Genomic DNA, 25,484 nt, shown 5'->3' with positions numbered 1-25,484 from the left:
GCGGCGCACACTACCCTCTTGCCGTCACACCCCATGGAGCTGCCCCCTCGTGAGCCGGCATTGGCCGCCAACGCGCGCATTAAAAGGACTTACCTGTCTCTCCCTGCTTTGCATGAGTGGCGCTGCCATCGCCCAGCCCGTACCGGACAGCGCTACGGTCCCCGCCTTGGATTGGCAGCAGTCCCAGCAGCGGCTGGAACAGGTGTCCGATGCCCTGGCCGCGGCGGATGCGTCGGTGCGCAACAAGCAGGACCTGCAGGACGCCACGCGCCTGCTGCGCCTGCCCGAAATCACCGGTGAAGTGCGCCGGTTGCAGTTCCAGAAGACGCTCACCCTGCCGCTGGGGTCCTTGGCGCCGGTCGCTGAGGCCTTCGGCATCGACTCGCCGTTGCAGTTCACCGAGCGCGACTGGCGCACCCGCCCGGTGGTCACTGCGGTACTGCCGTTGTACACCGGTGGCTTGATCCCGGCCGCCCAACAGGCCGCTGCCGGCGCGACCGATCAGGCCAGCGCCGAGCGCGAATCGCAGCGCCAGTCACTGAGCGTGCAACTGGTCCAGGCCTATTTCGGCCAGCGCCTCGCCGAGCAGGCGGTGGACGTGCGCCGCAAGGTGCGCGATGGGCTGCAGCGTCACCTCGATGATGCCCTGAAGCTGGAACGCGAAGGCTTTGCCACCCGCGCGCAGCGCCTGCAGGCCAATGTGGCCCGCGACAAGGCCGAGCGCGAGTACCAGAAATCGCTGAATGATCTGCAGACGCTGAAGGCCGCATTGGCCACCCTGCTGCGCAGCGGTGGCGACGTCCGCCCGCTGTCGCCCTTGTTTGTGCATCGCGCGCCGATCGGTGCGCTGCCTACCTTCGAACGCGATGCACAGGCCCGGCAACCGCAGATTGCCCGCCTGCGGGCCCTGGTGGCCCAGGCCGAGCAAGGCGTGCGCGTGCAGCAGGCCAAGCTCAAGCCCACCGTGTTCCTGTTCGGCCAGTACGATTTCCGCCGCCGCGACGAAATGTTGACCGACCCGGACTGGGCGTTCGGCATCGGCCTGAAGTACACCTTCCTGTCGCCCACCTCGCGTCCTGCCCAGATCAGCGCCGCCCGCGCGCAGCAGGATCAGGCCGAAGCCGGCCTGCGCGAAGCCGAGAACCAGGTGACGCTGGGCGTGCGCAAGGCCTGGTACGAACTGGATACCGCCCGCCAACAGTTCCTGCTGCTGGACAGCAGCATCGAACAGAACCGCGAGAACCTGCGGCTGCAGGAGCTGGCCTTCCGCGAGGGCCAGGCCACCTCGCTGGATGTGATCGATGCGCGCCTGGGGCTGGGCGGCGCACAGGTGGAACGCGCGCAGGCCGCGTATCAGTACGACGTGGCGCTGGCACAGCTGCTGGAGATCAGTGGACAGATGGACCGATATGAAGAATTCCGCCGCCGGGGCGACGAGGTGATCGCGCATGAATGACACATTGCAGGCGCCGGCCGACGCGCCGCCGCCGAAGAAACGCAAGGCCGGCATCCTCATCGCGCTGGTACTGGCGATCGTCGTCGTGGTCGGGCTGTGGCTGGCCTGGCGCACGCCGGCCGAACAGCTGCAGGGCATGGCCGATGCCGACACCGTCAACGTGGCGGCGAAGATCACCGCGCGGCTGGCCGAGCTGAAGGTGCGCGAGGGCGACCGGGTCACCGCCGGCCAGGTGCTGTTCGTGCTGGACAGCCCCGAAGTGGCAGCCAAGGAGCAGCAGGCCCAGGGCGCGCTGGAAGCGGCGCGTGCGGTGGCCGACAAGGCCGACCAAGGGGCACGCAGCGAGGACATCCGTGCTGCGCAGGCCAACTGGAAACGCGCCGAGGCGGGTGCCACCCTTGCCGATGCCACCTATCAGCGCGTGCAGAACCTGTACAACGAAGGCGTGATGACGCGGCAGAAACGTGACGAGGCCTTGGCCCAGGCGCGCAGTTCGCGCGAGCTGTCCAATGCCGCGCGGGCGCAGTACGACCAGGCGCTGGCCGGCGCGCGCGACCAGGACAAGCGCGCCGCGCAGGGCCAGGTTCGCCAGGCGCAGGGCGCCGTGGCCGAGGTGGATGCGGCCCGCGACGAGATCAACGGCCGCGCGCCCATGGCCGGTGAGATCAACAAGCGCATGTCGGATATCGGCGAGCTGGTCCCGGCCGGCTACCCGGTCTTCACCCTGGTCGACATCGACCGCATGTGGGTGTCGGTGAACCTGCGCGAATCGCAGATGCGGGGCCTGAAGGTGGGTACCCGCCTGCGCGGCAACGTACCCGCGCTGGATCGTGATGCCGAGTTCGAGGTGTATTTCATCAATCCTGCCGGTGACTACGCCACGTGGCGTGCCACCCGGCAGTCGTCCGGCTATGACGTGCGCAGCTTCGAGATCCGGCTGCGCCCGGTCGCCCCGGTGGAAGGCTTCCGCCCCGGCATGAGTGTGCTGTTCGGGTGGCCGCAGGGATGAGCCGGTCGGTGTGGGCGAGTGCCAGAGCCTCGTTCCAGCGCGAGCTTGAGCACCTGCGCCGCGATCGTGCCGATCTGCTGCTGGTCACGCTGCTGCCGGCCGTGATGCTGGGGTTGATGGCATGGCTGTTTGCCGCCTCGGTGATGCGCGATATCCCCATCGCCATGGTCGACCTCGACCGCAGCGCGGAAAGCAGACAACTGGCCCGCATGCTGGATGCCAGCCCCGGCGTGACCATTGCCAGCCAGCCGTCCACCCTGGCCGAAGCGCAATCGCAGCTGCGCCGGCTGGAGGTGTTCGCGGTGGTGCTGGTGCCGCGCGATGCCACCCGGCAGGCGCTGCGTGGTGAACAGGGCACGGTGTTCGCGTACTACAACGCCACCTACCTCACCACCGGCCAATCCGCCGTGCGCGATATCGTCGAAGCCGTCAGCGCCTGGAATGCGCGGCTGCTGGGCGAGCGCATCGGCAAGCAGGTCGGCCCGGCCACGCTGCGCGCCCCGCCGATCGCCGTGCAGTCAGACATCCTGCACAACCCGGCACGCAGCTATGAGCTGTTCCTGCTGCCACTGCTGTTCCCGGCGATCCTGTCGCTGGGGCTGGCACTGGCCGTGGCAGCCAGCCTGGGCCGTGAGGTCCGTGATGGGCACCTGCGCGATTGGCTGGGCGACACCCCGTGGTCGGCGATCGCCGGCAAGGTCGTGCCATACGTGCTGCTGTTCTCGATGTACGGTGCACTTGGGGTGCTCTACCTTGCCCTGCTCCGTGGCGATGGCATCGCCGGCAGTGCGCTGTTGCTGATGCTGGGGCAACCGGTGTTCTACCTGGCCTGTGCGGCGGTAGCCCTGCTGTTTGTCGGGCTCACCCGGGACATGGGCACATCGCTTTCCGCGATCGGCTTGAGCATCGGCACCGCGCTGGCATTTTCCGGCGCCACCTTCCCGGTGGTCGATGCGCCGCTGTTCACCCGGGTCTGGAATCTCCTGCTGCCACTGACCGCCTACGTGAAACTGCAGACCCAGCAGCAGTTCGTCGGCGCGCCTTGGAGTGTCTCGCTGTGGCCGCTGGGCACGCTGCTGCTGATGGGGGTGGTGGCCGGTGGCATCGGTGGCTGGCGGCTGATTGCTGCCGCGCGCAGCGCCGATCCAGCATTGCCGGGCGCACCGCGCGAGGCCGGTGCATGAGCCGCTTCGTCGACAGCCTGCGCCTGACCCTGCGCACGGTGCTCACCGACCGCTATGCCGTCGTGTTGATGGTCGGCGCGGTGGTGCTGTACTCGTTCTTCTACCCGGCGGCCTACCGCCATCAGGTAGCCAGCAACCTGCCCATCGTGGTGGTTGACCACGACCAGAGTGCCACCAGTCGAGAATTGCTGCGGCGGGTGGACGCGCTGCACACGGTCCGCATCGTCGATCAGCCGGCCAGCATCGACCAGGCACGCCATGTGCTGGAAACCGGCAAGGCCGAAGGCATTCTGCTGATCCCGGCCAACCTTGAACGCGACATTCTGCGCGGCAGCCACGGCTATCTGGTGTTGATGGGCAACGGTGCCTACCTCGGCCGCGCCAGTTGGGTGCTCGGCGGCGTGGCCGAGGCCCTGACCGCCTTCGCGCGCGAGGCGGCCGTGTCCCAAGCGGCGTTCATGGGGGCGCCGCAGGCACCGCCGATCACGTTGGTGCAGCGCCCGCTGTTCAATACGCAGGAAGGGTACGGCAGCGCCATCGTGCCCGGCGTGGCCGAGCTGATCGTGCATCAGACGCTGCTCATGGGCATCGGCGTACTGCTCGGCGCGCGACGGTTGGCGTTGGGCCGGCGCCTGCGCTTTGACATGCCGACACTGGCCGGCATGGCGATTGGCTTCGGTGCCATCGGCCTGCTCGGGCTGCTGTATTACGCCGGTTTCACCGCGTGGGTGCAGGACTACCCGCGTGGTGGCAATCCACTCGGGCAGTTGCTGGGCGGCACGTTGTTCATCGCCGCCACGGTGGCGTTCGGGCTGTTCATCGGCAGCTTTTTCGCGACCCGAGAACGTGCCTTCCAGGTGGTCGTCGCCTGCTCCATCCCGCTGTTCTTCCTGGCCAACCTGTCCTGGCCGGCGGTCACCTCCCCGCCCGTGCTGGTGGCCCTGGCCCACCTGCTGCCGACCACGCCCGGCATCAACCTGATGGTGCGGTTGAATCAGATGGATGCCAGCCTGGGCGAAGTCAGCCACGAGCTCTGGACCCTGCTCGCGCTGCTGGCGCTTTACGGTGGTCTGGCGATATGGCGGCTGGGCGCACGCAGGCCGAACTGACCTTGAGCCTCGCTGGTGGCCCAGCGCTGCTAGATGAGCACCTGCCGGGTGCTGCGAAGAAACTGATGGATCTCCTTCTCCACCGATTCATCCAGCATGTAGACCGGCCGCTGGCCGTTGGGGCAGCGCAGGCTGGGGGTCGTCCCGAACATGCGGCAGATCAAGGGGCGTTCTTCGTACACCTCACAGCCCTGCTTGCCGAGATAGGGACAGCTCAGGTCCGCCAGCGCGGCAGCGTGCTCGGCATCGCTCTTGACCGGCAGCCGCGCCACTTCCTCACTTGAGGCGGTGACCGGGCCACAACAGTCCGTACACCCCACGATGCAGCGGAAGGTCGGGATCTGCTCGCGCAGCCGCTGGATCGCGTCGCGGGTGGTGTATGGCATTGCGATGGGCCCTGGAACGGCGTCGGCGGTGTGCCATTTTAACGCGTTGGCGCAGTGTTCACGCCGACAGGGTCGGTGGGCCGGCTTGCGGCCACCTGAACGCCGCGGACGCGCCGCTTGAATCTGTGGCGGACAGACGCATTGATCCAGAGCGCCCGCGGTTGGGCGCTCTCAGGAGAAATGCATGCCGCACCATGAAAAGGTCGCCCTCGCCGGCGTCATCGAACACGTGTTCGCGCACCGCTTCACCCTGATCTGCAACGATCAGGCGTATCTGGCAGACCTCGGCCCCAAAGGGGCAGAGGCGTTTGCGCTCAAGGAAGGCGTTGCCGTCAGGCTGGAAGGGGAACAGCGTCCGTCGGAAATCAAAGTGGCCCGTATCGCCAGGAAGGGCGGCAGCTTTGTAGAGGTGGAGCACAAGAAGCCGCATCACGGCCCCAAGCATCGTCACCCGGAGGGGCCGGCGGACCCTCGTGTCGCCGTGGCCGCAGTGAAGAAGGATGGCTGGACGCCAACCGGCGAACCCGCGCGCAAGCCCAAGCACTTCGAAGTACTCGCACGCCGTAAGGGTGGCGAGTGGACCGAGCTCCATGTGGACTTCTCGGGTGTGATCTACAAAGAGAAGCACGCCGACCCGGAGAAGTGGGGGCTGTAAAACCCGGTCGGTCTGAAGCACATGGTACCCAGAGCCCTGGAGATTCCGGGGCTCTTCTGCGTGTGGCGCCACACGACCATCACAGGCGGACGCGCATAACATGCGCGCCCCACCGGCATCGGGGCTGACCCAGCGAGCATCGAGCCAACGCACGTGAACCCACCTCCCCCTGCCCCCTTGCCCGTGCGCGCGGCTGATCGCGCGCTCGACGCCGTGAACTTTTTCCTGGCCGATGTCCGCGATGGATTGGGGCCGTATCTTGCGATCTACCTGTTGGCCGTGCACAAATGGGACCCAGCCAGCATCGGCCTGGTGATGACGGTGGCGGGACTCGCTGCCCTGCTGGCGCAGACGCCGGCAGGCGCGCTGATGGATCGGGTCAACGCCAAGCGGGCCACGGTCGTCATCGCTGCCCTTCTGGTCACCGGCAGTTGCGTCGTGCTGCCGTGGATCACCTCGTTCACGCTCGTGGCCGCGACCCAGGCTGTCAGCGCCGTCGCGGGTACCGTCTTTGCCCCGGCGATCGCGGCCATCTCGCTGGGCATCGTCGGGCCACGGGCGTTCGCGCGGCGCATGGGTCGCAATGAGACGTTCAATCACGCAGGGAACGCCGTTGCGGCGGTCCTGGCCGGGGGGCTGGCGTACATCGGAGGCCCGGTCGTGGTGTTCTACCTGATGGCCGCACTCACCCTGGCCAGCGTGGCCGCGGTGCTGATGGTGCCGGCCAAAGCCATTGACCATGCGCAGGCGCGCGGATCGCCGGCCGCACCGGAGCGACAGCCGGGGCCATCCTCCTTTGGCATGCTCCTGCGCGACCGTACCCTGCTCATGCTGGCAGCGTGCTGTGCGCTGTTCCACCTGGCCAACGCGGCGATGCTGCCCCTGGTCGGTCAGAAACTCTCCCATACCAACCCTGCGTTGGCCACCACCTTGACGGCGGCGTGCATCGTCGCGGCACAACTGGTCATGGTGCCGGCCGCGATGCTGGTCGGAACACGGGCCGATGTGTGGGGACGCAAGCCACTGCTGTTGGCCGGCTTTCTGATCCTGCCGATCCGTGGCGTGCTTTACCCACTGTCCGATGCGCCGGCATGGCTGCTGGGCGTGCAACTGCTGGATGGCATCGGTGCGGGTATCTTCGGGGCGCTGCTCCCCGTCATGGTCAGTGATCTGACCCAGGGAACCGGCCGATTCAACGTCACGCTCGGTGCAGTCTCGACGGTCTTCGGGCTGGGTGCTGCGCTCAGTCCGGGCTTGGCCGGGGTGATCGTGCAGTTCGCTGGGTATGATGTCGCGTTCCTGACCCTGGCGGCGATTGCAGCCCTGGCCTTCGTGCTGGCAATGGCCATGCCGGAGACCCGACCTCACACAGGCCGCGCTTCCACGGTGGCAGCACCGACGGACGCGACCTGACGCCAGCCACTGCGTTATTCCTGAGCCATGCATGCACGTCCCCACAACCTCCCTGATCATCTGGATGGTGACCGCCGTTGCCACCAGCGGTGTCATCTTTCGTCCTTGGCGGATCCCCGAGTATGTCTGGGCACTGGGCGCTGCCGTGGTGCTGGTGGCGACAGGTCTGGTGCCCATCCCCACTGCCATCGGGGCGGTGGCCGAAGGCGGCGACGTCTACCTGTTCCTGATCGGCATGATGGTGCTGGCCGAGCTGGCGCGTCACGAAGGCCTGTTCGACTGGCTGGCCATGTATGCCGTCCAGCACGCCAAGGGATCCGGGCGGCGCCTGTTTGATCTGGTCTTCCTGGTTGGCACGCTGGTGACCATTTTCCTGTCCAACGACGCCACCGCCGTGGTGCTGACACCGGCGGTTTACGCGGCCTGCAAAGCGGCCCGTGCCAATCCCCTGCCCTACCTGTTCGTCTGCGCGTTCATTGCCAACGCAGCCAGCTTCGTGCTGCCGATCTCCAACCCCGCCAACCTGGTCGTGTTCGGCAGCCACATGCCCTCGCTGCCGGAGTGGCTGCGGCAGTTCAGCCTGCCGTCGCTGGCGGCGATCACCATGACGTATCTGGTGCTGCGCCTGGCTCAGCGCCGTGAGATCGCGCACCCGCTGGCGGAGCGGATCGAGCACCGCGCCCTGTCCGAGGGCGGTCGCCTGTGTGCCATCGGTGTCGGGCTCACCGGCATCGTGCTGCTGGTGACCTCGGCGATGAACGGCCCGCTCGGCGTGACGACCTTCTGCGCAGGTGCGCTCACCTTGGCGGCGGTTCGCCTGCGCCAGCGTCGCAGCCCGCTGCCGATACTGCGTCACGTCGCCTGGGGGGTGCTGCCCCTGGTGGCTGGCCTGTTCGTGCTGGTCGAAGCCGTTGCCCAGACCGGGGTGATCCGCACGGCGGCGCACGCATTGGATGCGCTGGCACGGACCTCGCCTTCGGAAGCCAGCTGGGTGGCAGGGATCGCGGCAGCGGTGGCGAGCAATCTGGCCAACAACCTGCCCATCGGGCTGGTGGCCGGCTCGCTGGGGCAGATGGCGGAGCTGCCGGCGCAGAGCCGCGCGGCGCTGCTCATCGGTGTCGATCTGGGTCCGAACCTGTCGGTGACGGGATCGCTGGCGACGATGCTGTGGCTGGTCGCGCTCCGTCGGGAGGGCGAGAACGTCAGCGCCCTGCAGTTCTTCAAGCTGGGACTACTGGTGATGCCGCCAGCGCTCATCGCGGCGTTGCTGCTGCTGTAGCGATGCGATGGCGTCGTGGCGCTGCCATGACGCCCCAACCCGGGTCAGGCGGCGTTCGGGGTCCACTGGCGCAGCGTGGCGGCTTTCAGTGACTGCTGGCCGCAGCCGGTCGGGCAACGCAGTACCCGCGCGGCCGAGGTACTGACAAAGCCAGCGCCTTCCTGCGCCTTGAAGATCACCTCACATGACAGGCAGCGCGCCACCATCGAATACAGGTGGACGATGCGGCCGCTGCAGGGGTCCTGCAGCGCGCTCACATCCAGCAGGTCGAAGTGGCAGCTGTCGGGCATCGCGCGACGGGGGAACGGAAGGGAAACGGTCGTCTGCAGGTTCACGCGTGCCAGCCTCGATGAAGTGGCACCCACTTTAGTGAGCCCGCTGTGGAGCGTGCGTGCACTGGACGACCGTGCCGTGATCACAGGGTGGCCTGCGCCTGCAGCGTGAACACCCAGCTGTCCGGGCGGCTCTCATACGCCCCGGGACGGGCTACATACTGCACCGCAGGCCGCAGGATCAGCCACGGAGTGACCTGCACACCGTAATTGAGCTCCACGAACTGCTCGTTGCTCTGCACGTCCTTGCCGGTGATGCGCTGGTACTGGGCAAGGCGGTCGGAGATGTCCAGCCGGGTCCACGCCAGGCTCAGCACATCATCCTCGCGGGATGCCACCACACCGCGCCAGCTCAGGCCGGCTTCCCACGAGTACCGCATGAGGCCGGTCCTGGCATCCGCACGCGTGGCCACGCCGAATACCGACAGACCCCGCACGGTGTCGCCTTCGGGCTTCAGCACTCGCTGCGCCAGCTGGATGTACGAACCGCTGCGATGCGACGCGCGCGGTGCGGCCGGATTGCCGATGTCGTCCGCGTTGGACGTGTCAAGGTAATAGCCGACCTTGTAGGTGCCACCGTAATGCTCGCCGGTGTTGCCGTGGCTGTAGCCCACTTCCACGGGCAGGAACAGGCCGGTCTTGCCACGGTCGGACACGCGGAAGCCACTGCCCTCCTGCTTGCGCATCGGCACGACATCGTAAATGCCGGTCTGTGCGTACCAGCCCGAGGGATCAGCCCACTTCACCCGCAGGCCCCACTGGCCGGTCGGATTGTCCAGCCAACCGGAGCTGTAGATCGGGCCCAGCGGATGACCACACTGGCCGTTGTTGTTGAAATTGCAGGTGTACGGCAAGCCGCCGAAGTCGTTGCCCATCGAGTAGAAGCCGCCCTTCAGGCTCAACCGCTTGTCCAGCAGCCAGCGCTCGTAGGAGAGCTCGTTGAAGCGCAGGTTCTGCCCTTGGCCATAGAACGCCTGGTTCTGCACGTAGGAACCGGTCGAGCGGTCATTGACCGCATTGCCGAAGCGGTCGGAGAACACCACCCGCATCGTGCCGTCGAAACCGAAGGCCTTGCCGGTATCGATCATGGCACCGAAATCAACGTGCTCGGCCGTGGACCAGCCGGTACCCTTGTAGCCATCGCTGTTGACGCCCGTGGCGATCACGATGCGGGCGCTCGGGGTCACGCCACGGTCCTGCAGCCAGATGCGGGCCGCCCAGTCCGCACTGAGCGGTGTCTGGGCAATGGTGTCCACGGCCTTGGGTTTGGGGACCTCTGGTTCAGCTGCCCATGCCGGCAAGACGGCCGCGGAGGCCATCAGCCCGAGGCTTACAACGAAGGAGGGGCGCTTCATGCCGAAGCCCTCCGCTGCTTGCGCCTGGTCCACGCGCGTCGCACCAGCAGGATCACCACCACGAAAGCCGCAAGCCCCAGGATGAGCAACGGTAGCCACAGGCGCGCGATCTTGGCCAGCAGCGGCTTCTCACCGCCGTCGCGGATCAACGCGACCTGCGCTTCGGTGACCTGGTCACCCGGGCCGAAGGTGGTCCGCACGTACGTGGCGACGGCCGCGATGTCCGCGTCACTCAGCGCCTGCACGTACGAGCCCTCGGAGAAATGCGGCATCAGTACATGTTCGCCATCCACTTCGCGGTCGATGCCGCCGATGATGGTGGCGACCAGATTCTGTGGCCGGACCATGCCCACGGTGCTGTTGTGCACCAGCGACGGGTAGTAGCCGTCGTTGCTGCCCTCGCCACGCGAGCCATGGCAGCTGGCGCAGAGGCCGGAATACAGCACCGCACCCGAGGCGATGGGCGCGTCCGTGCCGCGAATCGCGGGCTCGCCCGGCGCCGTGGCGGCATCGCCCCAGGCAAAGGCCGCGCGGGTGGCGTCCTTGTCGGCCACCGCCGGCACCGTCCGCAGATAGGTCACGATCGCGCTGATGTCTTCGTCGCGCAGTTTGGAAAGGCTGTTCGTCACCGCCTCGGCCATGCCGCCACCGGCCTGCCCCTTGCCTTCAGCTCGGCCGGTCTTCAGGTACTGGGCCAGTTCGTCATCGGTCCACCCGCCGATCCCGCTGATCGGATGCGAGGTGATGTTGGGCGCGTACCAATCGCCCAGCGAACCACCGGCAAAGGCCTTGCCGCCCACTTCCTGCATCATCAGGCCGCGTGGACTGTGGCAGCTGGAGCAGTGCGCCAACCCTTCCACCAGGTAGGCACCCCGATTCCACTGGGCACTCTGCGCCGGATCAGGTTTGAAGGGGGTCTTGTCGAGGAACAGCAGATTCCACACCGCCATGGACGAGCGCACGCTGAAGGGGAATGGCAGTTCGGTGGTACGTGCCTCCTCATCGACCGGGGCGACCGCCTGCATGAAGTAGACGTACAGCGCGTGGATGTCCTCGTCGGTCAGCTTGGCGTACGAGGTGTACGGCATCGCCGGATACAGACGGGCACCATCCTTGCGCACGCCCTCGCGGACCGCCTTGGCGAAATCGGCCTCCGTGTAGTTGCCAATGCCGTGGGACGCGGACGGGGTGATGTTGCTCGCCCAGATCTCACCCAGCGGCGAGGCGATCGCGTAGCCGCCGGCGTAGGGCTTGCCCTGCTTCGGGCTGGTGTGGCACGCCACGCAGTCCGCCGCCACGGACAGGTAGCGCCCACGTTCGACGGCGTCGTCGGCGCGCGCGGTGTGGCTGACGCCGGCCAGCAGGCCCAATGCGATGAGCAGGAAGGTCTTCATGCCGCACGCTCGATGGCATCGGCCGCGCGCAGGGCCAGCGCGGCCATGGTCAAGGTGCTGTTGACGACGCTGGCCGAGACCATCGCGCTGCCACCTGGGAGCCAGAGGTTCGGGTGATCATGCGCGCGGCAATCGCCATCCACCACGGAATCGCGCGGGTCCGCGCCCATGATGGTCGAGCCCATGATGTGGTTGTTGGCATTGAGCGCCGTGGTGATCACGAATTCTTCGGCGTTGAACAGCTTGCCGATGTGCCGCAGCTGCTCGCAGGATTTGTCGTAGCCCTTGCGCGCGTAGTCGCCCAGCGAGTAATGGATGTCCGGGCACGCCAGGCCGTGGCCATCGACGCGGGTCGTGGACAGCGTCAGGCGGTTGGTCGGGTCGGGCAGCGGCTCCAGGCTGATCGACAGGTCCACGCCGTAGATCGCGCGCCGTCGGATTTCCGCGTCCAGCGCCTCACCGGCCAGCCCCATCTTCAACGCCTGGTCGGTGGCGATCGCCACCCGGCTGATGTTGTTGAGGATGATCTTGGTCGCCGAATACTCCGACCGGAACGCGCCATCGCGTGGCCCGACCATGCAGCTGGACTGCGCCGGGCCACGCCCCAGCCAGATCGGGCGGTCCGCAATGAAGGAGCAGTGGAAGCCGGAGTGGTCCAGCATGTTGCGCCCGACCTGGTCGGACGAATTGGCGATGCCGTTCGGGTTCTGTTCGTTGGCAGCGAGCAGCAGCAGGCGTGGCGTTTCCAGCGCGTTGCAGGCGATCACGAAACTGCGGCCGGTAGCCTTGTGGCTGACCTTGTCGCTGTCATACCAGTGGATGGCGGTGACCCGGTTCTGCGCATCGGTGTCGATTTTGTACGCCACCGCTTCGGCCAGCACCTTGGCGCCCAGCGCTTCGGCGGCCTGCACGGTGTGGACGCCGTTGTACATGGCCCCGATCGGGCAGATCGGCTGGCAGTTGTTGTTGCCACAGCACGCGGGGCGATCATTCCAGGGCTTGATCATGCGCCCCTGCGGAATCGGCACCAGGTTGTAGCCGTGCGGATTGACTACCTCGGCAAACACCTTGTCGCCGTTGCCCCACGGAATCATGTCGGCCAGGTACGGCCTGGAGCGCTCCGAGGGGCTCTGCTGCGCGGGGTCGTTCGGCCCGGAGACGCCCATGGCCTCTTCAGCGCGGCAGTAGTACGGCTCGATGTCCTCGTAGCTGATCGGCCAATCGCGGCCGACCCCGTAGGCGGACTGCATCTTGAAATCGACCGGCAGATGGCGCCAGCAGGAGGCAGCCCAATGCCAGGTGGTGCCACCGACCGCCTTGATGAAGCCCTGATGGAAGCTGCTGGCATCGGGGCCGGTCAGGCCGACGTAGTCGTTGGCGGGGAAGTACAGTGGCGCCGTGGCGAATTTCGATTGCGGGAACGGCCCTTGGAAATCGCTGCCGATGCGCCGTTCGAAGCTGACGTTGCGCCAGTTCTCGACCACGTCGGAACGGTTCAGACGGGGGCCGGCCTCAAGGACCAGGACCGATTTGCCGGCGCGCACCAATTGGTGGGCGATCAATGCACCGACAACGCCCGAACCGACGATCACGACGTCGGCATCGGCGTCGCCATCACGGAAAACCGGAGCTTTCATGGGAGGGGTTCCAGATCGATAACAGGGAAAAAAGGACCGCGCAGGCTCAGGCGTGGGCGCGAATCGGGGCCGGCGGCTCAGCGGTCCACCAGGCGGGGCCACCTTGGGCGTAGGTCGGCGGTGAAAGACCGTCATCCACGCAGCGCTGCATCAGCGCATCGCGGTAGGACACGGTCACGGCATGCACGCCTTTGCCAACGGTGCCCGTGTACCACGCGGTGATGATGGCCAAGGCCGCGGGCTTGGCATCGCCAGCGGCCGCGATCAGCGCCTGCGCGCCACTGACCTGTCCTGCCAGGGTGACCAAGGCGGGGAACTGCGCATGCAGCGCTGGCTGAAGGGTGGCAAACGCCTGTTCGATCCGGTCGGCCGTGGCCGGGTCCAGATCGGTCTTGCCGGTCAGGGCATGAGAGAGGTCGAGGAAGGCGGTGTCGGTCTTTGCCGCAGGCAATGTGGCAGCCGGCGCTGCCACCGCAGGCGCTTTGTCACGGCAGGCCGCGAGCAGCGACACCGAACCGACCGCAAGAAGGAAGCCTCGTCGTGTGAGGCCCTGCCCCCGACGATGCCCGTCCAATCCCTCGGGAATACTCATGATGTGAACTCTGCTCCGTAACACGCCGGCTCCCCGCCCGTAGACCACGGAACGGCTAAGCATCTACGGCGGCAAGGGTACTCCATGCGGTTGTCGTCAAAGAGTGATCAACGGGGTGATCACGCATCGCCAACGGCGTCGGCGCTACAAACCGGATTCGTCATCACTGCAGGAGAATCGCCATGCGAATCGTGTTGTTGAGTGCCCTCGCGACCCTCGCGCTGTCGGCCTGCAGCCAGGATGAGCGTAACGAGCAAGGCCAGCATGCCGATGCGATCGAGCAGCCTGCCGCCGCGACGGCGCCTGCGGGTGGTGAGGCCGCGCGTAACGTGCCCGGGGGTGGCAGTGGCACGGCGGCCTCCGAGGAGCAGGACTCCGGCCATGGCACCGAGAGCTCCGCGGAGCCGAAACACGCAGCGCCGCCGAAGCCGTAGCACGTCATGACGCCACTCGATAAACCACTGCGCCGGGAAGTCCAGATCGGCGACGAGACCTATACGCTGACCATCGATCCAGACGGGATGAAGCTGGTGTCCAAGGGCAAACGGAACGGCCTCACGTTGAAGTGGACCGAGCTGGTGAATGGTGACGCGGCGCTGGCGACGGCGCTGCAGGCTTCGCTCCAGGTGCGCTGAAGCCCCCAGGCCGGAGGCAACCAGCTGCAATGACCCCCACGGCCATCTGCACATCAGGCTGCATGGGTGCCGCCTGATCAGCACCAAATCCCAGGATCAGGGACAATAGCCTCCCACCGTATGCCCCGGGCTGCTGGCGGATGCCCCCTCAGGGGCCGTCGCGCGGCGCCCCATGCCCGTCATCCTGCCGCTTTTCCCGGATCTGAATTGAATACCACCGCCCTGCCCCTTGCCGACGACGACCTGCCCCTGACCGACCGCCTGCGCACCGCGCTGGACCTGCTGGAGGCCATCGAAGCCGACCGCAGCGTGCTCGATACGCTGCCCGAGGCTGATCGCGTCCGCCTGCACCAGGTGGTGGCCAAGGTGTATCACCCCGAGCCCAAGGCCCGCCGGGCCAAGCTGAAGCAGCAGGCCAAGGCGCGGCATCAGGAAAAGGTGGCCAAATCCGAGGCGCTGCTGGCGCAGACCGGTATCCGCGCCCTGCGCCGCAAGCCGGTATTCAGCACCCCGAACTACTTCCCGCCGCACGCGGCCGGTCTGCATGACGCCTCCAACGGCGAGAATGCGGCAGCCACGCCGGAACCGGTGCATTCCCCGGAACTGCGCCACTGCTACGTGTGCAAGCAGAAGTTTACCCAGCTGCACCACTTCTATGACCAGATGTGCCCGGCCTGCGCCGAGCTGAACTTCGTCAAGCGCACCGAGACGGCGGACCTGACCGGTCGCGTCGCGTTGCTGACCGGCGGCCGGGTCAAGATCGGCTACCAGGCAGGCCTGAAGCTGCTGCGGGCCGGTGCCGAACTGATCGTGACCACGCGCTTCCCGCGGGATTCGGCCGCGCGTTACGCCGAAGAGCCGGACTTCGGCGTGTGGGGCCACCGCCTGCAGGTGTACGGCCTGGACCTGCGCCATACCCCGAGCGTGGAGGCCTTCTGCAACGAGCTGCTGGCCACCCGTTCGCGCCTGGATTTCATCATCAACAACGCCTGCCAGACCGTGCGCCGACCGCCGCAGTTCTATGCGCACATGATGGCCGGCGAAACCGCCGCGCTGCATGAGGTACCCGAGACGCTGCGCAAGCTGATCGGCGATTACGAGGGGCTGCGCAGTGCCGAACTGCTCGGCACCACCGCCTCGGCCGCGCTGCCGGTGGTCCAGGGGCGCGATTTCAACGCCGCCAATGGCCTGACCCGTGCCGCCGAGCTGTCGCAGGTGCCGCTGCTGGAGGACGAGCTGGTCGCCCAGCAGCACCTGTTCCCGGATGGCCGGCTGGATCAGGACCTGCAGCAGGTGGATCTGCGCGGTCGCAACTCCTGGCGCATGCTGATGGCCGAAGTGCCGTCGGTCGAGCTGCTGGAAACCCAGCTGGTCAACGCCATCGCGCCGTTCATCATCAATGCGCGCCTGAAGCCGCTGATGCTGCGCACGCCCGAGCGTGACAAGCACATCGTGAACGTCTCGGCGATGGAGGGGCAGTTCTACCGCAACTTCAAGACCACCCGCCACCCGCATACCAACATGGCCAAGGCCGCGCTGAACATGATGACGCGCACCTCGGCGGCCGATTACCAGAACGACGGCATCCACATGAACAGCGTCGACACCGGTTGGGTGACCGACGAGGATCCGGCGGACATCGCGGCCAAGAAGGTGAAGGAAGAACGCTTCCACCCGCCGCTGGATATCGTCGACGGCGCCGCGCGCATCGTCGATCCGATCATCCACGGGTTCAACACCGGCGAACACGTCTGGGGCCAGTTCCTGAAGGACTACGCGCCCACGGACTGGTAACTGCATCCGGAACCGCGTTCGGTGCGTATAGAGTGGACAGCGGGCCGCTTGCGCCCGGCCCCCAGTCGATACGAAATGAGCCCCCCACCCTCCCCCCTGGATGAAAGACGCGCGGTGCTTTGCGCCATGCAGGTCGACGGCGTGGCGTCGTTGCCCGCGCTGGACCGGATCACCGCGCTTGCCGGCTACACGTTCAACGCGCCGGTGGCCTTCGTCTCGGTCCTGGGGGATGTAAAGCAGCGCTTCATTTCCCGGATCGGTCTGCCCATGGCGCAGACCGACATCCGCTCGTCGATCTGCGCCCACGCCGTCACCTCCGGCGGCGTCCTGGTCGTCCCGGACCTCGAGCAGGATCCGCGTTTCCGCGACAACCCGCTGGTGACGCACAGTCCCCACCTGCGTTTCTATGCGGGCGCGCCGCTGGTGGCCAAAAATGGCGTGGCCATCGGTGCGCTGTGCGTCATGGACACCCGCCCGCGCACCTTTGACGAGCGGGATCAGGAGCAGTTGGCCACTCTGGGCGAGCTGGTGATCGCGCAACTGGAACTACGCAACCTCTCCGGCAACCTCGACCCGGTCAGTGGCCTGCCCAGCCGGCACCAGTTTCATACGGATCTGCCAGGCGTTCTTTCGCGCTGCGCGGAAGGAACGGCTTACGCCGTCGCGGTGGACGTGCTGGATATTCCGCGTGCCAGCCAGGTCGGCCAGGTGTTGGGCCTGCGCCCGTTGGAAGCACTGATCCGGCGTGCCGGCGTCCGGCTGCGCACCGCGCTGGAGGACGTGGCGACCGTGTACCACGTCGGAGTGACCCGGTTTGCCTTCGTGGTCGAGATGCCGACGGCAGGCCACGTCGAGAGCCTGGTCCTGGAGCTGAGGACGCGCATGTTGCGTCCGTTGATGGCCGCCGCCGTCCCGATGTCCCCCCGCTTCCATGCGGGTATCTGTGCGGTCGATACGGATGAGCAGGACAGCCATGACCTGCTGCGGCGGCTGCTGGTGAGCATGCAGGGCGCGTTCGATGCGCGGCAGCCATTCTGCTGGTATTCCGCACAGCGCGACGAGAAGATGCACCGCGCCTACCGTCTGGCCTCGGATGCCGAACGCGGCCTGCAGAACGGCGACTTCCATCTGGACTACCAGCCGCGCTTCACCCTTGACGGTCGGCGCCCGGTCTCGGCCGAAGCGTTGATCCGGTGGAACCACCCCACCCTGGGGCCGATCAGCCCGGGCGAGTTCATTCCGGTTTTCGAGCGGACCGCACTGATGGATGAGGTGACCAACTGGGTACTGGGCACGGCGCTGGATCAGGTCCGGGCGTGGCGCGCCCAAGGGCAGGACATTCCGGTCTCGATCAACCTGTCCAGCAGCTATCTGTCCAATGCCTCGGCCTGGCAGGACATCCGCAGCAAGCTTGAGCACAGGGCGCTGCCGTTTTCGATGATCGAACTGGAGATCACCGAAGGCGAATGGCTGCGTCCGGGGTCGCCGGCCATCGGCCACATCGCGGCGATGGCACAGGCCGGCATCACGGTGGCGATCGATGACTTCGGCAGTGGCTACAGCAATTTCAGCTACCTGTCCGACCTTCCCATCCACACCGTCAAGCTGGACAAGTCACTGGTCGATGGCATCGCCAGCAGCTCGCGCGCCCGCGCCAAAGTTTCGGCCATCCATCATCTTGCGCACGAGCTGGGCTATCTGACCGTGGCCGAAGGAGTTGAGCAGGAGGCGCAGATGGACGTGCTGGCAAACATGGGGATCGACGAAGTTCAGGGCTACCTGCTTGCCCGGCCCATGGCGCCGGCCGCGGTGATGCAGGTGTTCGAACAGGCCGCGATCACACCGCGCCCCGTCAGAGTTTGAACACCTGCTGCAGCTTGCGCGCGAACCACCCGCTGAAGACCAGCGGCGCATCCAGCGCTGACACACAGATGCACGCCACACCGGGGGTGGTCACGGGCTGATGCTCGACGTCGCTGTCCAGATCGGCCACATCGCCGGGGGCGAAATGCCCCAGGGAATCGTCATAGGCGCCGCGGAGAATCTGGGTCAGCTCGCTGTTGCCATGGCTGTGCATGGGCAGGCATTTGCCGGGGGCGATCTTGAGCATGATCAACGAGGGGTGCGCCGGTGCACGGATGCAGTGGACACCCGGGGCCATCCACCGCCATTTCAGCGAGCGGTAGGACGTCCCGAAATGCGGTGCCAGCGCGGCCGGCAGTTGATCCGGATCGTAACCAGCGGCGCTGCGGGCCACCGTTTGGTCCTGCACGCCACCCGCAGGCGCGGCAGTATCCAGGCGCTCCAGCATGGTCTGCCGCAGTGCGGCCTGGCGATCCTCTGCCGAAGGCGGCGACAACTGCTGCTCCAGCAGCAGTCCGCCCACCCGTTCGGCCGAGCGCAGGTGCTGCCGGCAGTGGGCGCAGGCTTCCAGGTGCGCGGCGGCGACCACGGACATTTCCGGCGCCAAGGTGCCGGTGGCAAAGCCCAGGACGGTGGTCGGGTCCAGATGGTGACGAGGGTTCACTGCCGCTCTCCCATCAAGGACTGCAGCTGAAGAAACGCGCGTCGGATATGGGATTTCACAGTGCCCAGTGGCATATGCAGCTCGTTGGCGATCTCGGCGTGGGTTTTTGCTTCGAAGTAGGACATCCGGATCAATCGGGCCTGCGTTGCGGAGAGTTCGTCCAGCCGCTGCTTGAGCCTGACGTGCTCGGTATGCCGTTCGGCCAGAGAGCCACCGCCATCCTCTTCCTCCGCCGCCTGCTCGACCACCTCATGGGCATGCACCCAGATATGTTCGCGACGTACCCGGTCGATATGCAGATTGCGCGCCACCCGGTAGAGCCACGTGCCCAGGCTGCTGCGCGCCGGATCATAGAGCTCGGCCCGGTTCCACAGTTTCAGCAGCACTTCCTGGGCCAGATCCTCGGCCACGCCATCGGGCGCCCCCAGCCCACTCAGGTAGCGGCACAGGCGCGGCATGAAATGATCGTAGATGCGCATGAAGCACTCCCGATCGCGCGACGTGGCGACGCCGGCCATGTCGGCCGCCCAGGTTTTCAGCTCCGGGCCGGGTTGAGCGGGAACGGCAATCATCCGGGCTGCCTCGAAGGGCGTCATCCTGGCGGTGGACGGGTCAGTGTCCATCGTAGGCGAGTTCCGGCAGATCGGGGACATGGGCTTCATGGACGTGTGTACGGACGGCCGCGCGGTTTGGATGCAGCCGCTACCGGACCCGGCACCGCGGCCGGGCCAGAGGCGCCACTGTCGATACACCGGCTGCTGATATAGTCAGCCGAGCATGGCGGGCACGGTGCCCGTCCACGAATCGCAGGGAGTGGGTCATGGGTCTTCGTCAGGCAGTGGCAGGGGCAGTCGGTGGCGTTCTGGCCGACCAGTGGAAGGATTTCTACACCGTGCCGACGGGCCTGCCCTCCACGGCAGCGCTGTTTGCGGCGGTGCCGCGCGGCACCAATGCCGGTCGTGGCTCCAACACCAGCGCCTCCTCCAACATCATCACCAACGGCTCGAAGATCGTCGTGCCCGAAGGGTACGGCCTGCTGCTGTTCCAGGACGGCGCCATCACCGGCTTTGTCGCCGAACCGGGTGGCTATGAATGGCGCTCGGATGACCTGAACTCGCAGTCGATCTTCGCCGGCGACGGTTTCGTCAGCCCGCTGATCAAGCAGAGCTGGGAACGCTTCAAGTTTGGTGGCCAGCCGGGGTCGCAGCAGGCGGCGTTCTTCGTCTCGCTGAAGGAACTGCCGGACAACCGCTTCGGCACGCAGTCCGAAATCTACTGGGACGATGGTTTCCTCGGCACGCAGGTCGGCGCGGTCACGCGCGGCTCGTACACCCTGAAGATCGTCGATCCGATCCTGTTCGTGAAGAATTTCGTACCCGCCAGCTACCTGCAGCCGGGCCAGGTGTTCGACTTCACCGATCTGGACAACGCGGCCGCCAGCCAGCTGTTCAATGAAGTGGTGGGCTCGCTCGCGCCAGCCTTCAGCCTGTATACGAACGACCCGGGCAAGGGCAACCGCATCACCAAGCTGCAGCAGGATTCGCTCGGCTTTGCACAGAGCCTGTCCGCTGCCGTCGAGCAGGGCTACCAGTGGAAGTCCGACCGTGGCCTGGCCATCGTCAAGACCGCCATTGTCTCGATCGAGTACGACGCCAACACCCGCGAGCTGCTCAAGACCGTGCAGCGCGCCGATGCGCTGGCCGGCTCGCGTGGCAATTCCAACCTGCAGGCCAGTGTTGCCCAGGGCATCCAGTCGGCGGGCGAGAACGGCGGTGCTGCCGGCCTGGTCGGCGTGGGCATGGCCTCGGGCATGCTCGGGGTCGGCGGCATGCAGCAGCCGGTTGCTCCGGCGGCGGATGATCCGGTCGCCAAGCTGAAGAAGGCCAAGGAGATGCTCGACCTCGGCCTGATCACCCAGGACGACTACGACAAGCTCAAGGCCAAGGCGCTGGGGCTGTAAGACACCGAGCGCATCGACACCATGTCCGACCCCAAGATGCCACCGCCGATCCCGGCGGCTCCGCCACCGTTGCCGCCCTCTCCGGCGGCGCCGGTCTCCGGCCCGGGCTCGCCCCGGGAGGTCCCGCCGTTGCCGGGCAGTTTCCCGGTGGATCCGGCCACCCTGCCCCAGCCCATCCGCGATGAGGTGCAGGCCCCGGATCCGGTCGCGCTGGACACCGCCGCGGCCGAACTCAAGGACGGCCTCAACCGCTGCCCGAAGTGCGGCTCCAGCGATATCCGGCTCAAGCTGGGCACCGATGTGCTGGTCTGCCAGTTCTGCCGTCACGAATGGCACGGCGAGCGCGTTGAGGAGGCCTTCGGCTTTGGTGAAGGCATCGACCAGCTGCGCGGCACCGTCATCGCCTCGGGCGCGCGTGACATCGCCGCCGATACCGCCAGCCTGATGAGCTTCAAGTGCACCGGTTGCGGCGCCGAAGTCACGATCAATACCGAAAGCACGATGACCGCCCGCTGCCACTGGTGCCGGCATGTGTTCGGGGTCAACGAGCAGATCTCCAACGGCGCGGTGCCCGATGCGGTACTGCCGTTCCATATCAGCAAGGACGATGCGGTCGCGCGGATCCGCCAGTTCGTGGACAAGCGCCGCCTGTTCGCGCTCAAGGCGTTCAAGGATCAGTTCACGCCCGAGAATGTCTCCGGCGTCTACCTGCCCTACATGGTGGTGGACAGCAATGTCAGCGCCAGCGTCTCCGGCAAGGGCGAGATCCAGACGCGGCAGTACACCCGCGGCACCGAGAAGAACAAGAAGACGTATTACGACGCCGACGTGTACCAGGTGGATCGCCAGGTGGATTTCACCGTGGACGATCTCACCCTGGAATCCTCGGCCGAGCGTGGCAACCTCGATACGCAGACCAACACCAACAACATCATCAACGCGATCCTGCCGTTCGATACCAAGAACGCCCTGAAGTGGAACGCCTCCTATCTGGCCGGCTTCACCTCGGAAAAGCGCAACCTCGACGTGGAAAAGCTGCGCCCACGGCTGGAAGACCAGCTGCTGTCGATCGCCCGCGCCCAGGTGGAGGGCTCGGTACGCCGCTACGATCGTGGCGTGCGCTGGGAACGCGAGCGCGTGGATGTGCACGGGACGCGCTGGGTATCGATGTACCTGCCCGTCTGGCTGTACTCGTACCACCAGCCGGGCCGCAATGGCGGCATGCTGCACTACATCGCGGTGAATGGCCGCACCGGTGAAACCATGGGCAGCGTGCCGGTGCAGCAGTGGAAGCTGCTGCTGGCCGCGCTCACCACCGGCACGATCATTGAAGCCCTCGTTCTCTTCTTCCTGGTAGCTGCCTCATGAGCGATGACAGTGGACTCTGGCTGCTTGCCGCCGGCCCCGCCGGCGCGACGGCGTTGTACTGGGCGTTGTACCGGTACTACCGCAATACCGACAAATCGCATGCGTTCGAGCGTGATACCGCGATCGAGGCCAAGCCCGTCACCGGTTCAGACCGCAAGGTCGATACGGTGACGGGCACGCAGGAACGGCGTATCCGCGGTGACAATGTGGCGGCGTACCGAACGCGGGTGCAGCGCAATGGATGACACCTCCATCGGCATCGACTGCAGATGGCATCAAGGCGTTCGGTTGAATCCCCGCTGCACGATGACGAAGAACAGCGGGACGAAGAACACACCCAGCAGCGTGCCCACGATCATGCCGCCGAGTACGCCAGTCCCAATCGCCCGCTGAGCGCCGGAACCGGCACCCGAGGCGAGCGCCAGCGGCAGCACGCCCAGGCCGAAGGCCAGCGAGGTCATGATGATCGGGCGCAGACGGTCGCGCACGGCATGCATCGTCGCTTCGATCAGGCCGGCGCCCTTCTCCAGGTTTTCCTTGGCGAACTCCACGATCAGGATCGCGTTCTTGCTAGTCAGGCCCACCGTGGTCAGCATCGCCACCTGGAAGTAGATGTCGCGCTCCATGCCACGGAAGGTGTTGGCCAGCACCGCGCCGAGGATGCCCAGCGGCGCCACCAGCAACACCGAGGTCGGCACGGTCCAGCTTTCGTACAGGGCGGCCAGGCACAGGAACACGATCAGCAGCGACAGCGTATACAGCAGCGGAGTCTGCAACGTCGCACCGTTTTCCTGCAGTGCCGTACCGGTCCATTCGATGCCGAAGCCCGGTGGTAGCTGCTGGGCAAGACGTTCGATCTCGGCGATCGCGCGTCCGGAGCCTGTCCCTGGGGCCGCTGCCCCCAGAATCTCTCTGGCGGGCATCCCGTTGATGCGCTCCAGTCTCGGTGAGGAATGCCTCCATTCGATCGAAGCAAACGAGCTGAAGGGCACCATCTCCCCCGCAGCATTCCTCACTGACCAGAGTGCGAAGTCATCCGGGCTCGTCCTGAACGACGCATCGGCTTGGAGGTATACGCGCTTGAGCCGACCGCGGTCGTTGAAGTCGTCTACATAACGGCTCCCCCAAGCGGTGGCCAGGGTGCTGTTGACCTCATCGATCGACAACCCCAGCGCCGCAACCCGTTCGGCATCCACGTTCACCTGCAGCGAAGGCATGTCGCTCAACCCATTGGCGCGCATGCCAGCAAGAGTCGGACTTGCCTGCGCCAGTGCCAGCAGCCTGTCCTGCGCCTCCAACAGCGCGGCATGGCCCTGGCCAATGCCATCCCTCAGGAAGAAGCTGAATCCCGCGGCCGTTCCCAACGCAGGGATGGCGGCAGGCGTCAGGACATGGAAGGTTGCCCCCGGGTATGAGGCAAGCGCAGACCTTGCCCGCTCCGCCACCTTGTCCGCCTCATCATCGCCCCCTCTCATGGACCAGTCCTTCAAGCGTATGAAAGCCTGCCCGTTGTTCTGCCCCATCCCCGAGTAGCTGTAGCCGACCACGGTGAGAAGGGCCTCGGCCACCGGATCATCCTCCAGGAAGTGCTTTTCCACCGCTTTCAACGCTGCCACGGTATGGGTAAGTGTCGAACCGGCCGGGCCCTGCACAAGTACCACCAGCCTTCCCTGGTCTTCGGTCGGCAGAAACGAAGAGGGAAGCCGCATGAAAAGCACGATCATCCCGCCGGACAACAGTGCGAACAACGCCATGCTCCGCCACGGGCGGGCCAATAGACCGGCGACCCCGCGCTGATAGGTGGCGCTGGTGCGTTCAAAGCCCCTGTTGAACCTGCCGAATGCGCGGGCCAGCGCGCCTGCCGGTGGTGAACAATGCCCACCTTTCCTGATCGGCTTGAGCAGCGTTGCGCAGAGCGCTGGGGTGATCACGATCGCGACCAGCACCGACAGCGCCATGGCCGAGACGATCGTGACCGAGAACTGGCGGTAGATGACGCCGGTGGCGCCACTCATGAAGGCCATCGGCACGAACACCGCCGACAGCACCAGCCCGATACCGACCAGCGCGCCGGTGATCTGGCTCATCGATTTGCGCGTGGCTTCCAGCGGCGAGAGGCCTTCCTCGGACATGATCCGCTCGACATTCTCCACCACCACGATCGCGTCATCGACCAGCAGGCCGATCGCCAGCACCATCGCGAACATGGTCAGCATGTTCACCGAGAAGCCCAGCGCGGCCAGGATGCCGAACGTGCCCAGCAGCACCACCGGCACCGCGATCGTCGGGATCAGGGTCGCGCGGAAGTTCTGAAGGAACAGGTAGATCACCAGGAACACCAGCACGATCGCCTCCAGCAACGTGGAGATGACGCTGCGGATGGAGGCGTTGACGAAGGGCACGGAGTCATAAGGCACCACGACGCTCAGCCCGGCTGGCATGTCCGGGGCCATGCTTTCCAGCGCCTTGTCTACCGCCTTGCGTGTGCGCAGTGCGTTGGCCCCCGGAGCCAGGTAGATTCCGATGGCTGCAGCAGGCCGAGCATTGAGTCGGTTGCCGAAATCGTAACTTTCCGCGCCGAGCTCAACACGGGCCACATCACCGAGCCGCAACTGGCTTCCATCGGGATTCCCCCTCAGGATGACCGCCCGGAATTGCGCAGCACTGGACAAACGCGATCCCGCATCAACGAATGCCGTCATCGCCTGCGCCTCCACGCCGGGCGCGCCGCCCATCTCGCCCAGCGCAATCTGCGCGTTGTGCGCGCGAATGGATTGCGCTATCTCGTCGATCGTCAAACGATAGGCGTGGAGGCGATCGGGATCCAGCCAGATCCGCATCGCATACTTGCTGCCATACTCGTGCACAAAGCCAACGCCCTCCACCCGGCTGATCACATCCACCACGGAGGAGCCTACGTAATCGGCCACATCGACTGCCTCCATGCTGCCATCTTCGGACACGAAGCCCAGAATCTGCAGCACGTCCCCCCCGGACTTGGAGACGTTGACACCGCGTCTCTGCACCTGCTCGGGCAGCGATGGCATCGCTCGCTGTACGCGATTCTGAACGTGTGGCTGGATCGCCTCGAGGTCCGTGCCGGGCTCGAATACGATGCTGATGGTGGCGTAGCCCCCGTAGGAGTAGCTCTGGGACGAAAAGTACAACATCCCCTCCAGGCCGGTCAGGTGCTGCTCGATAACCTTGGTGACCGTTTCCTCGATGACCGTGGCTGACGCGCCCGGGTAGATCGCCGTGATCGTCAGCGTGGGCGGTGCCACTTCCGGGTACATCGACACCGGCAGCTTGAGCACCGCCAGGCCACCGGCGAGCATGATGATGATCGCAATCACCCACGCGAAGATGGGGCGATCAATGAAGAAACGTGCCATGGAATTC

Annotated in this window: 23 protein-coding genes; 14 read left to right on the top strand and 9 right to left on the bottom strand. The window is 66.2% G+C overall.

Annotated features, from left to right (window positions below; translation table 11 throughout):
* The first annotated feature begins 112 nt into the window (after positions 1-112).
* The 4 genes from ABE472_RS13610 to ABE472_RS13595 are packed head-to-tail and all read left to right on the top strand — an operon-like array spanning position 113 to position 4,758.
* Positions 113-1,456 (top strand): TolC family protein, encoded by a 1,344-nt coding sequence (locus tag ABE472_RS13610; protein WP_346466441.1) that lies wholly within the window; start codon positions 113-115, stop codon positions 1,454-1,456.
* Positions 1,449-2,465 (top strand): efflux RND transporter periplasmic adaptor subunit, encoded by a 1,017-nt coding sequence (locus ABE472_RS13605; protein WP_346462400.1) that lies wholly within the window; start codon positions 1,449-1,451, stop codon positions 2,463-2,465. Before ABE472_RS13610 ends, ABE472_RS13605 begins: the two co-directional genes overlap by 8 nt.
* Positions 2,462-3,649: an ABC transporter permease gene (locus tag ABE472_RS13600; protein ID WP_313218438.1), complete on the top strand. Its 1,188-nt coding sequence runs from the start codon at positions 2,462-2,464 to the stop codon at positions 3,647-3,649. Before ABE472_RS13605 ends, ABE472_RS13600 begins: the two co-directional genes overlap by 4 nt.
* Complete coding sequence (locus tag ABE472_RS13595) at positions 3,646-4,758, top strand: ABC transporter permease (RefSeq protein ID WP_313209839.1); 1,113 nt, start codon at positions 3,646-3,648, stop codon at positions 4,756-4,758. The genes ABE472_RS13600 and ABE472_RS13595 overlap by 4 nt, the downstream gene beginning before the upstream one ends.
* A gap of 29 nt (positions 4,759-4,787) precedes the next feature.
* Here ABE472_RS13595 and ABE472_RS13590 read toward each other — a convergent pair whose 3' ends face one another.
* Positions 4,788-5,144, bottom strand: a complete 357-nt coding sequence (locus tag ABE472_RS13590) for a YkgJ family cysteine cluster protein (protein WP_123729320.1) — start codon at positions 5,142-5,144, stop codon at positions 4,788-4,790.
* A gap of 184 nt (positions 5,145-5,328) precedes the next feature.
* Between ABE472_RS13590 and ABE472_RS13585 the strand changes: the two genes are divergently transcribed.
* The 3 genes from ABE472_RS13585 (at position 5,329) to ABE472_RS13575 (ending at position 8,491) form a co-directional block, all read left to right on the top strand.
* Positions 5,329-5,799: a hypothetical protein gene (locus tag ABE472_RS13585; protein WP_265308006.1), complete on the top strand. Its 471-nt coding sequence runs from the start codon at positions 5,329-5,331 to the stop codon at positions 5,797-5,799.
* Between the two features lie 183 nt (positions 5,800-5,982).
* Positions 5,983-7,212 carry an MFS transporter gene (locus ABE472_RS13580; RefSeq protein ID WP_346466440.1) on the top strand — a complete coding sequence of 410 codons (1,230 nt, stop codon included), beginning with the start codon at positions 5,983-5,985 and terminating at the stop codon, positions 7,210-7,212.
* 31 nt (positions 7,213-7,243) lie between these two features.
* A complete protein-coding gene (locus ABE472_RS13575) occupies positions 7,244-8,491 on the top strand; it encodes an arsenic transporter (protein WP_346466439.1) in 1,248 nt (415 codons plus the stop codon).
* 44 nt (positions 8,492-8,535) lie between these two features.
* Here the strand turns inward: ABE472_RS13575 and ABE472_RS13570 are convergent, their stop codons facing one another.
* From ABE472_RS13570 to ABE472_RS13550, 5 genes are all read right to left on the bottom strand, one after another.
* On the bottom strand, positions 8,536-8,826 hold the full coding sequence (locus ABE472_RS13570) for a hypothetical protein (protein ID WP_313218445.1): 291 nt from the start codon (positions 8,824-8,826) through the stop codon (positions 8,536-8,538).
* 80 nt (positions 8,827-8,906) lie between these two features.
* Positions 8,907-10,178, bottom strand: coding sequence for a carbohydrate porin (locus tag ABE472_RS13565; RefSeq protein ID WP_346466438.1), 1,272 nt, complete (start codon positions 10,176-10,178; stop codon positions 8,907-8,909).
* On the bottom strand, positions 10,175-11,572 hold the full coding sequence (locus tag ABE472_RS13560) for a cytochrome c (RefSeq protein ID WP_346466437.1): 1,398 nt from the start codon (positions 11,570-11,572) through the stop codon (positions 10,175-10,177). The genes ABE472_RS13565 and ABE472_RS13560 overlap by 4 nt, the downstream gene beginning before the upstream one ends.
* A complete protein-coding gene (locus ABE472_RS13555; protein ID WP_346462414.1) occupies positions 11,569-13,209 on the bottom strand; it encodes a GMC family oxidoreductase in 1,641 nt (546 codons plus the stop codon). Before ABE472_RS13555 ends, ABE472_RS13560 begins: the two co-directional genes overlap by 4 nt.
* A 46-nt stretch (positions 13,210-13,255) precedes the next feature.
* Positions 13,256-13,801: a sugar dehydrogenase complex small subunit gene (locus tag ABE472_RS13550; protein WP_346466436.1), complete on the bottom strand. Its 546-nt coding sequence runs from the start codon at positions 13,799-13,801 to the stop codon at positions 13,256-13,258.
* Positions 13,802-13,983: 182 nt separating this feature from the next.
* Here ABE472_RS13550 and ABE472_RS13545 point away from each other — a divergent pair, with 182 nt between their 5' ends.
* The 4 genes from ABE472_RS13545 to ABE472_RS13530 all read left to right on the top strand — a co-directional run bounded on the left by ABE472_RS13545 (position 13,984) and on the right by ABE472_RS13530 (position 18,093).
* Positions 13,984-14,235: a hypothetical protein gene (locus tag ABE472_RS13545; protein WP_313209861.1), complete on the top strand. Its 252-nt coding sequence runs from the start codon at positions 13,984-13,986 to the stop codon at positions 14,233-14,235.
* 6 nt (positions 14,236-14,241) lie between these two features.
* Positions 14,242-14,436: a hypothetical protein gene (locus ABE472_RS13540; RefSeq protein ID WP_313209863.1), complete on the top strand. Its 195-nt coding sequence runs from the start codon at positions 14,242-14,244 to the stop codon at positions 14,434-14,436.
* Between the two features lie 207 nt (positions 14,437-14,643).
* Complete coding sequence (locus ABE472_RS13535; protein ID WP_121041068.1) at positions 14,644-16,230, top strand: SDR family oxidoreductase; 1,587 nt, start codon at positions 14,644-14,646, stop codon at positions 16,228-16,230.
* Positions 16,231-16,356: 126 nt separating this feature from the next.
* Positions 16,357-18,093 (top strand): sensor domain-containing phosphodiesterase, encoded by a 1,737-nt coding sequence (locus ABE472_RS13530; RefSeq protein ID WP_346466435.1) that lies wholly within the window; start codon positions 16,357-16,359, stop codon positions 18,091-18,093.
* Here ABE472_RS13530 and ABE472_RS13525 read toward each other — a convergent pair.
* Together ABE472_RS13525 and ABE472_RS13520 are read right to left on the bottom strand one after the other, a co-directional pair.
* Positions 18,083-18,757 carry a ChrR family anti-sigma-E factor gene (locus ABE472_RS13525; protein WP_313218456.1) on the bottom strand — a complete coding sequence of 225 codons (675 nt, stop codon included), beginning with the start codon at positions 18,755-18,757 and terminating at the stop codon, positions 18,083-18,085. The genes ABE472_RS13530 and ABE472_RS13525 overlap by 11 nt on opposite strands.
* On the bottom strand, positions 18,754-19,380 hold the full coding sequence (locus ABE472_RS13520) for a sigma-70 family RNA polymerase sigma factor (protein ID WP_123729332.1): 627 nt from the start codon (positions 19,378-19,380) through the stop codon (positions 18,754-18,756). The genes ABE472_RS13525 and ABE472_RS13520 overlap by 4 nt, the downstream gene beginning before the upstream one ends.
* Positions 19,381-19,577: 197 nt before the next feature.
* On the opposite strand from ABE472_RS13520, the gene ABE472_RS13515 reads away from it, so the two are divergent.
* The 3 genes from ABE472_RS13515 to ABE472_RS13505 are packed head-to-tail and all read left to right on the top strand — an operon-like array spanning position 19,578 to position 22,330.
* Entirely contained in the window at positions 19,578-20,717 is a 1,140-nt protein-coding gene (locus tag ABE472_RS13515; protein ID WP_123729339.1) for an SPFH domain-containing protein, read from the top strand.
* A gap of 21 nt (positions 20,718-20,738) precedes the next feature.
* Positions 20,739-22,085 (top strand): TFIIB-type zinc ribbon-containing protein, encoded by a 1,347-nt coding sequence (locus tag ABE472_RS13510; RefSeq protein ID WP_313218460.1) that lies wholly within the window; start codon positions 20,739-20,741, stop codon positions 22,083-22,085.
* Positions 22,082-22,330 (top strand): hypothetical protein, encoded by a 249-nt coding sequence (locus ABE472_RS13505; RefSeq protein WP_346466434.1) that lies wholly within the window; start codon positions 22,082-22,084, stop codon positions 22,328-22,330. Before ABE472_RS13510 ends, ABE472_RS13505 begins: the two co-directional genes overlap by 4 nt.
* 30 nt (positions 22,331-22,360) lie before the next feature.
* Here the strand turns inward: ABE472_RS13505 and ABE472_RS13500 are convergent, their stop codons facing one another.
* Positions 22,361-25,477 (bottom strand): efflux RND transporter permease subunit, encoded by a 3,117-nt coding sequence (locus tag ABE472_RS13500; RefSeq protein WP_346466468.1) that lies wholly within the window; start codon positions 25,475-25,477, stop codon positions 22,361-22,363.
* Positions 25,478-25,484 lie beyond the last annotated feature (7 nt).

The organism is Stenotrophomonas sp. TWI809 (assembly GCF_039673205.1).
GTDB lineage: Bacteria > Pseudomonadota > Gammaproteobacteria > Xanthomonadales > Xanthomonadaceae > Stenotrophomonas.
The sequence above is the reverse complement of the archived record's forward strand: the minus strand, read 5'-3'. Positions and strand labels throughout refer to the sequence as shown.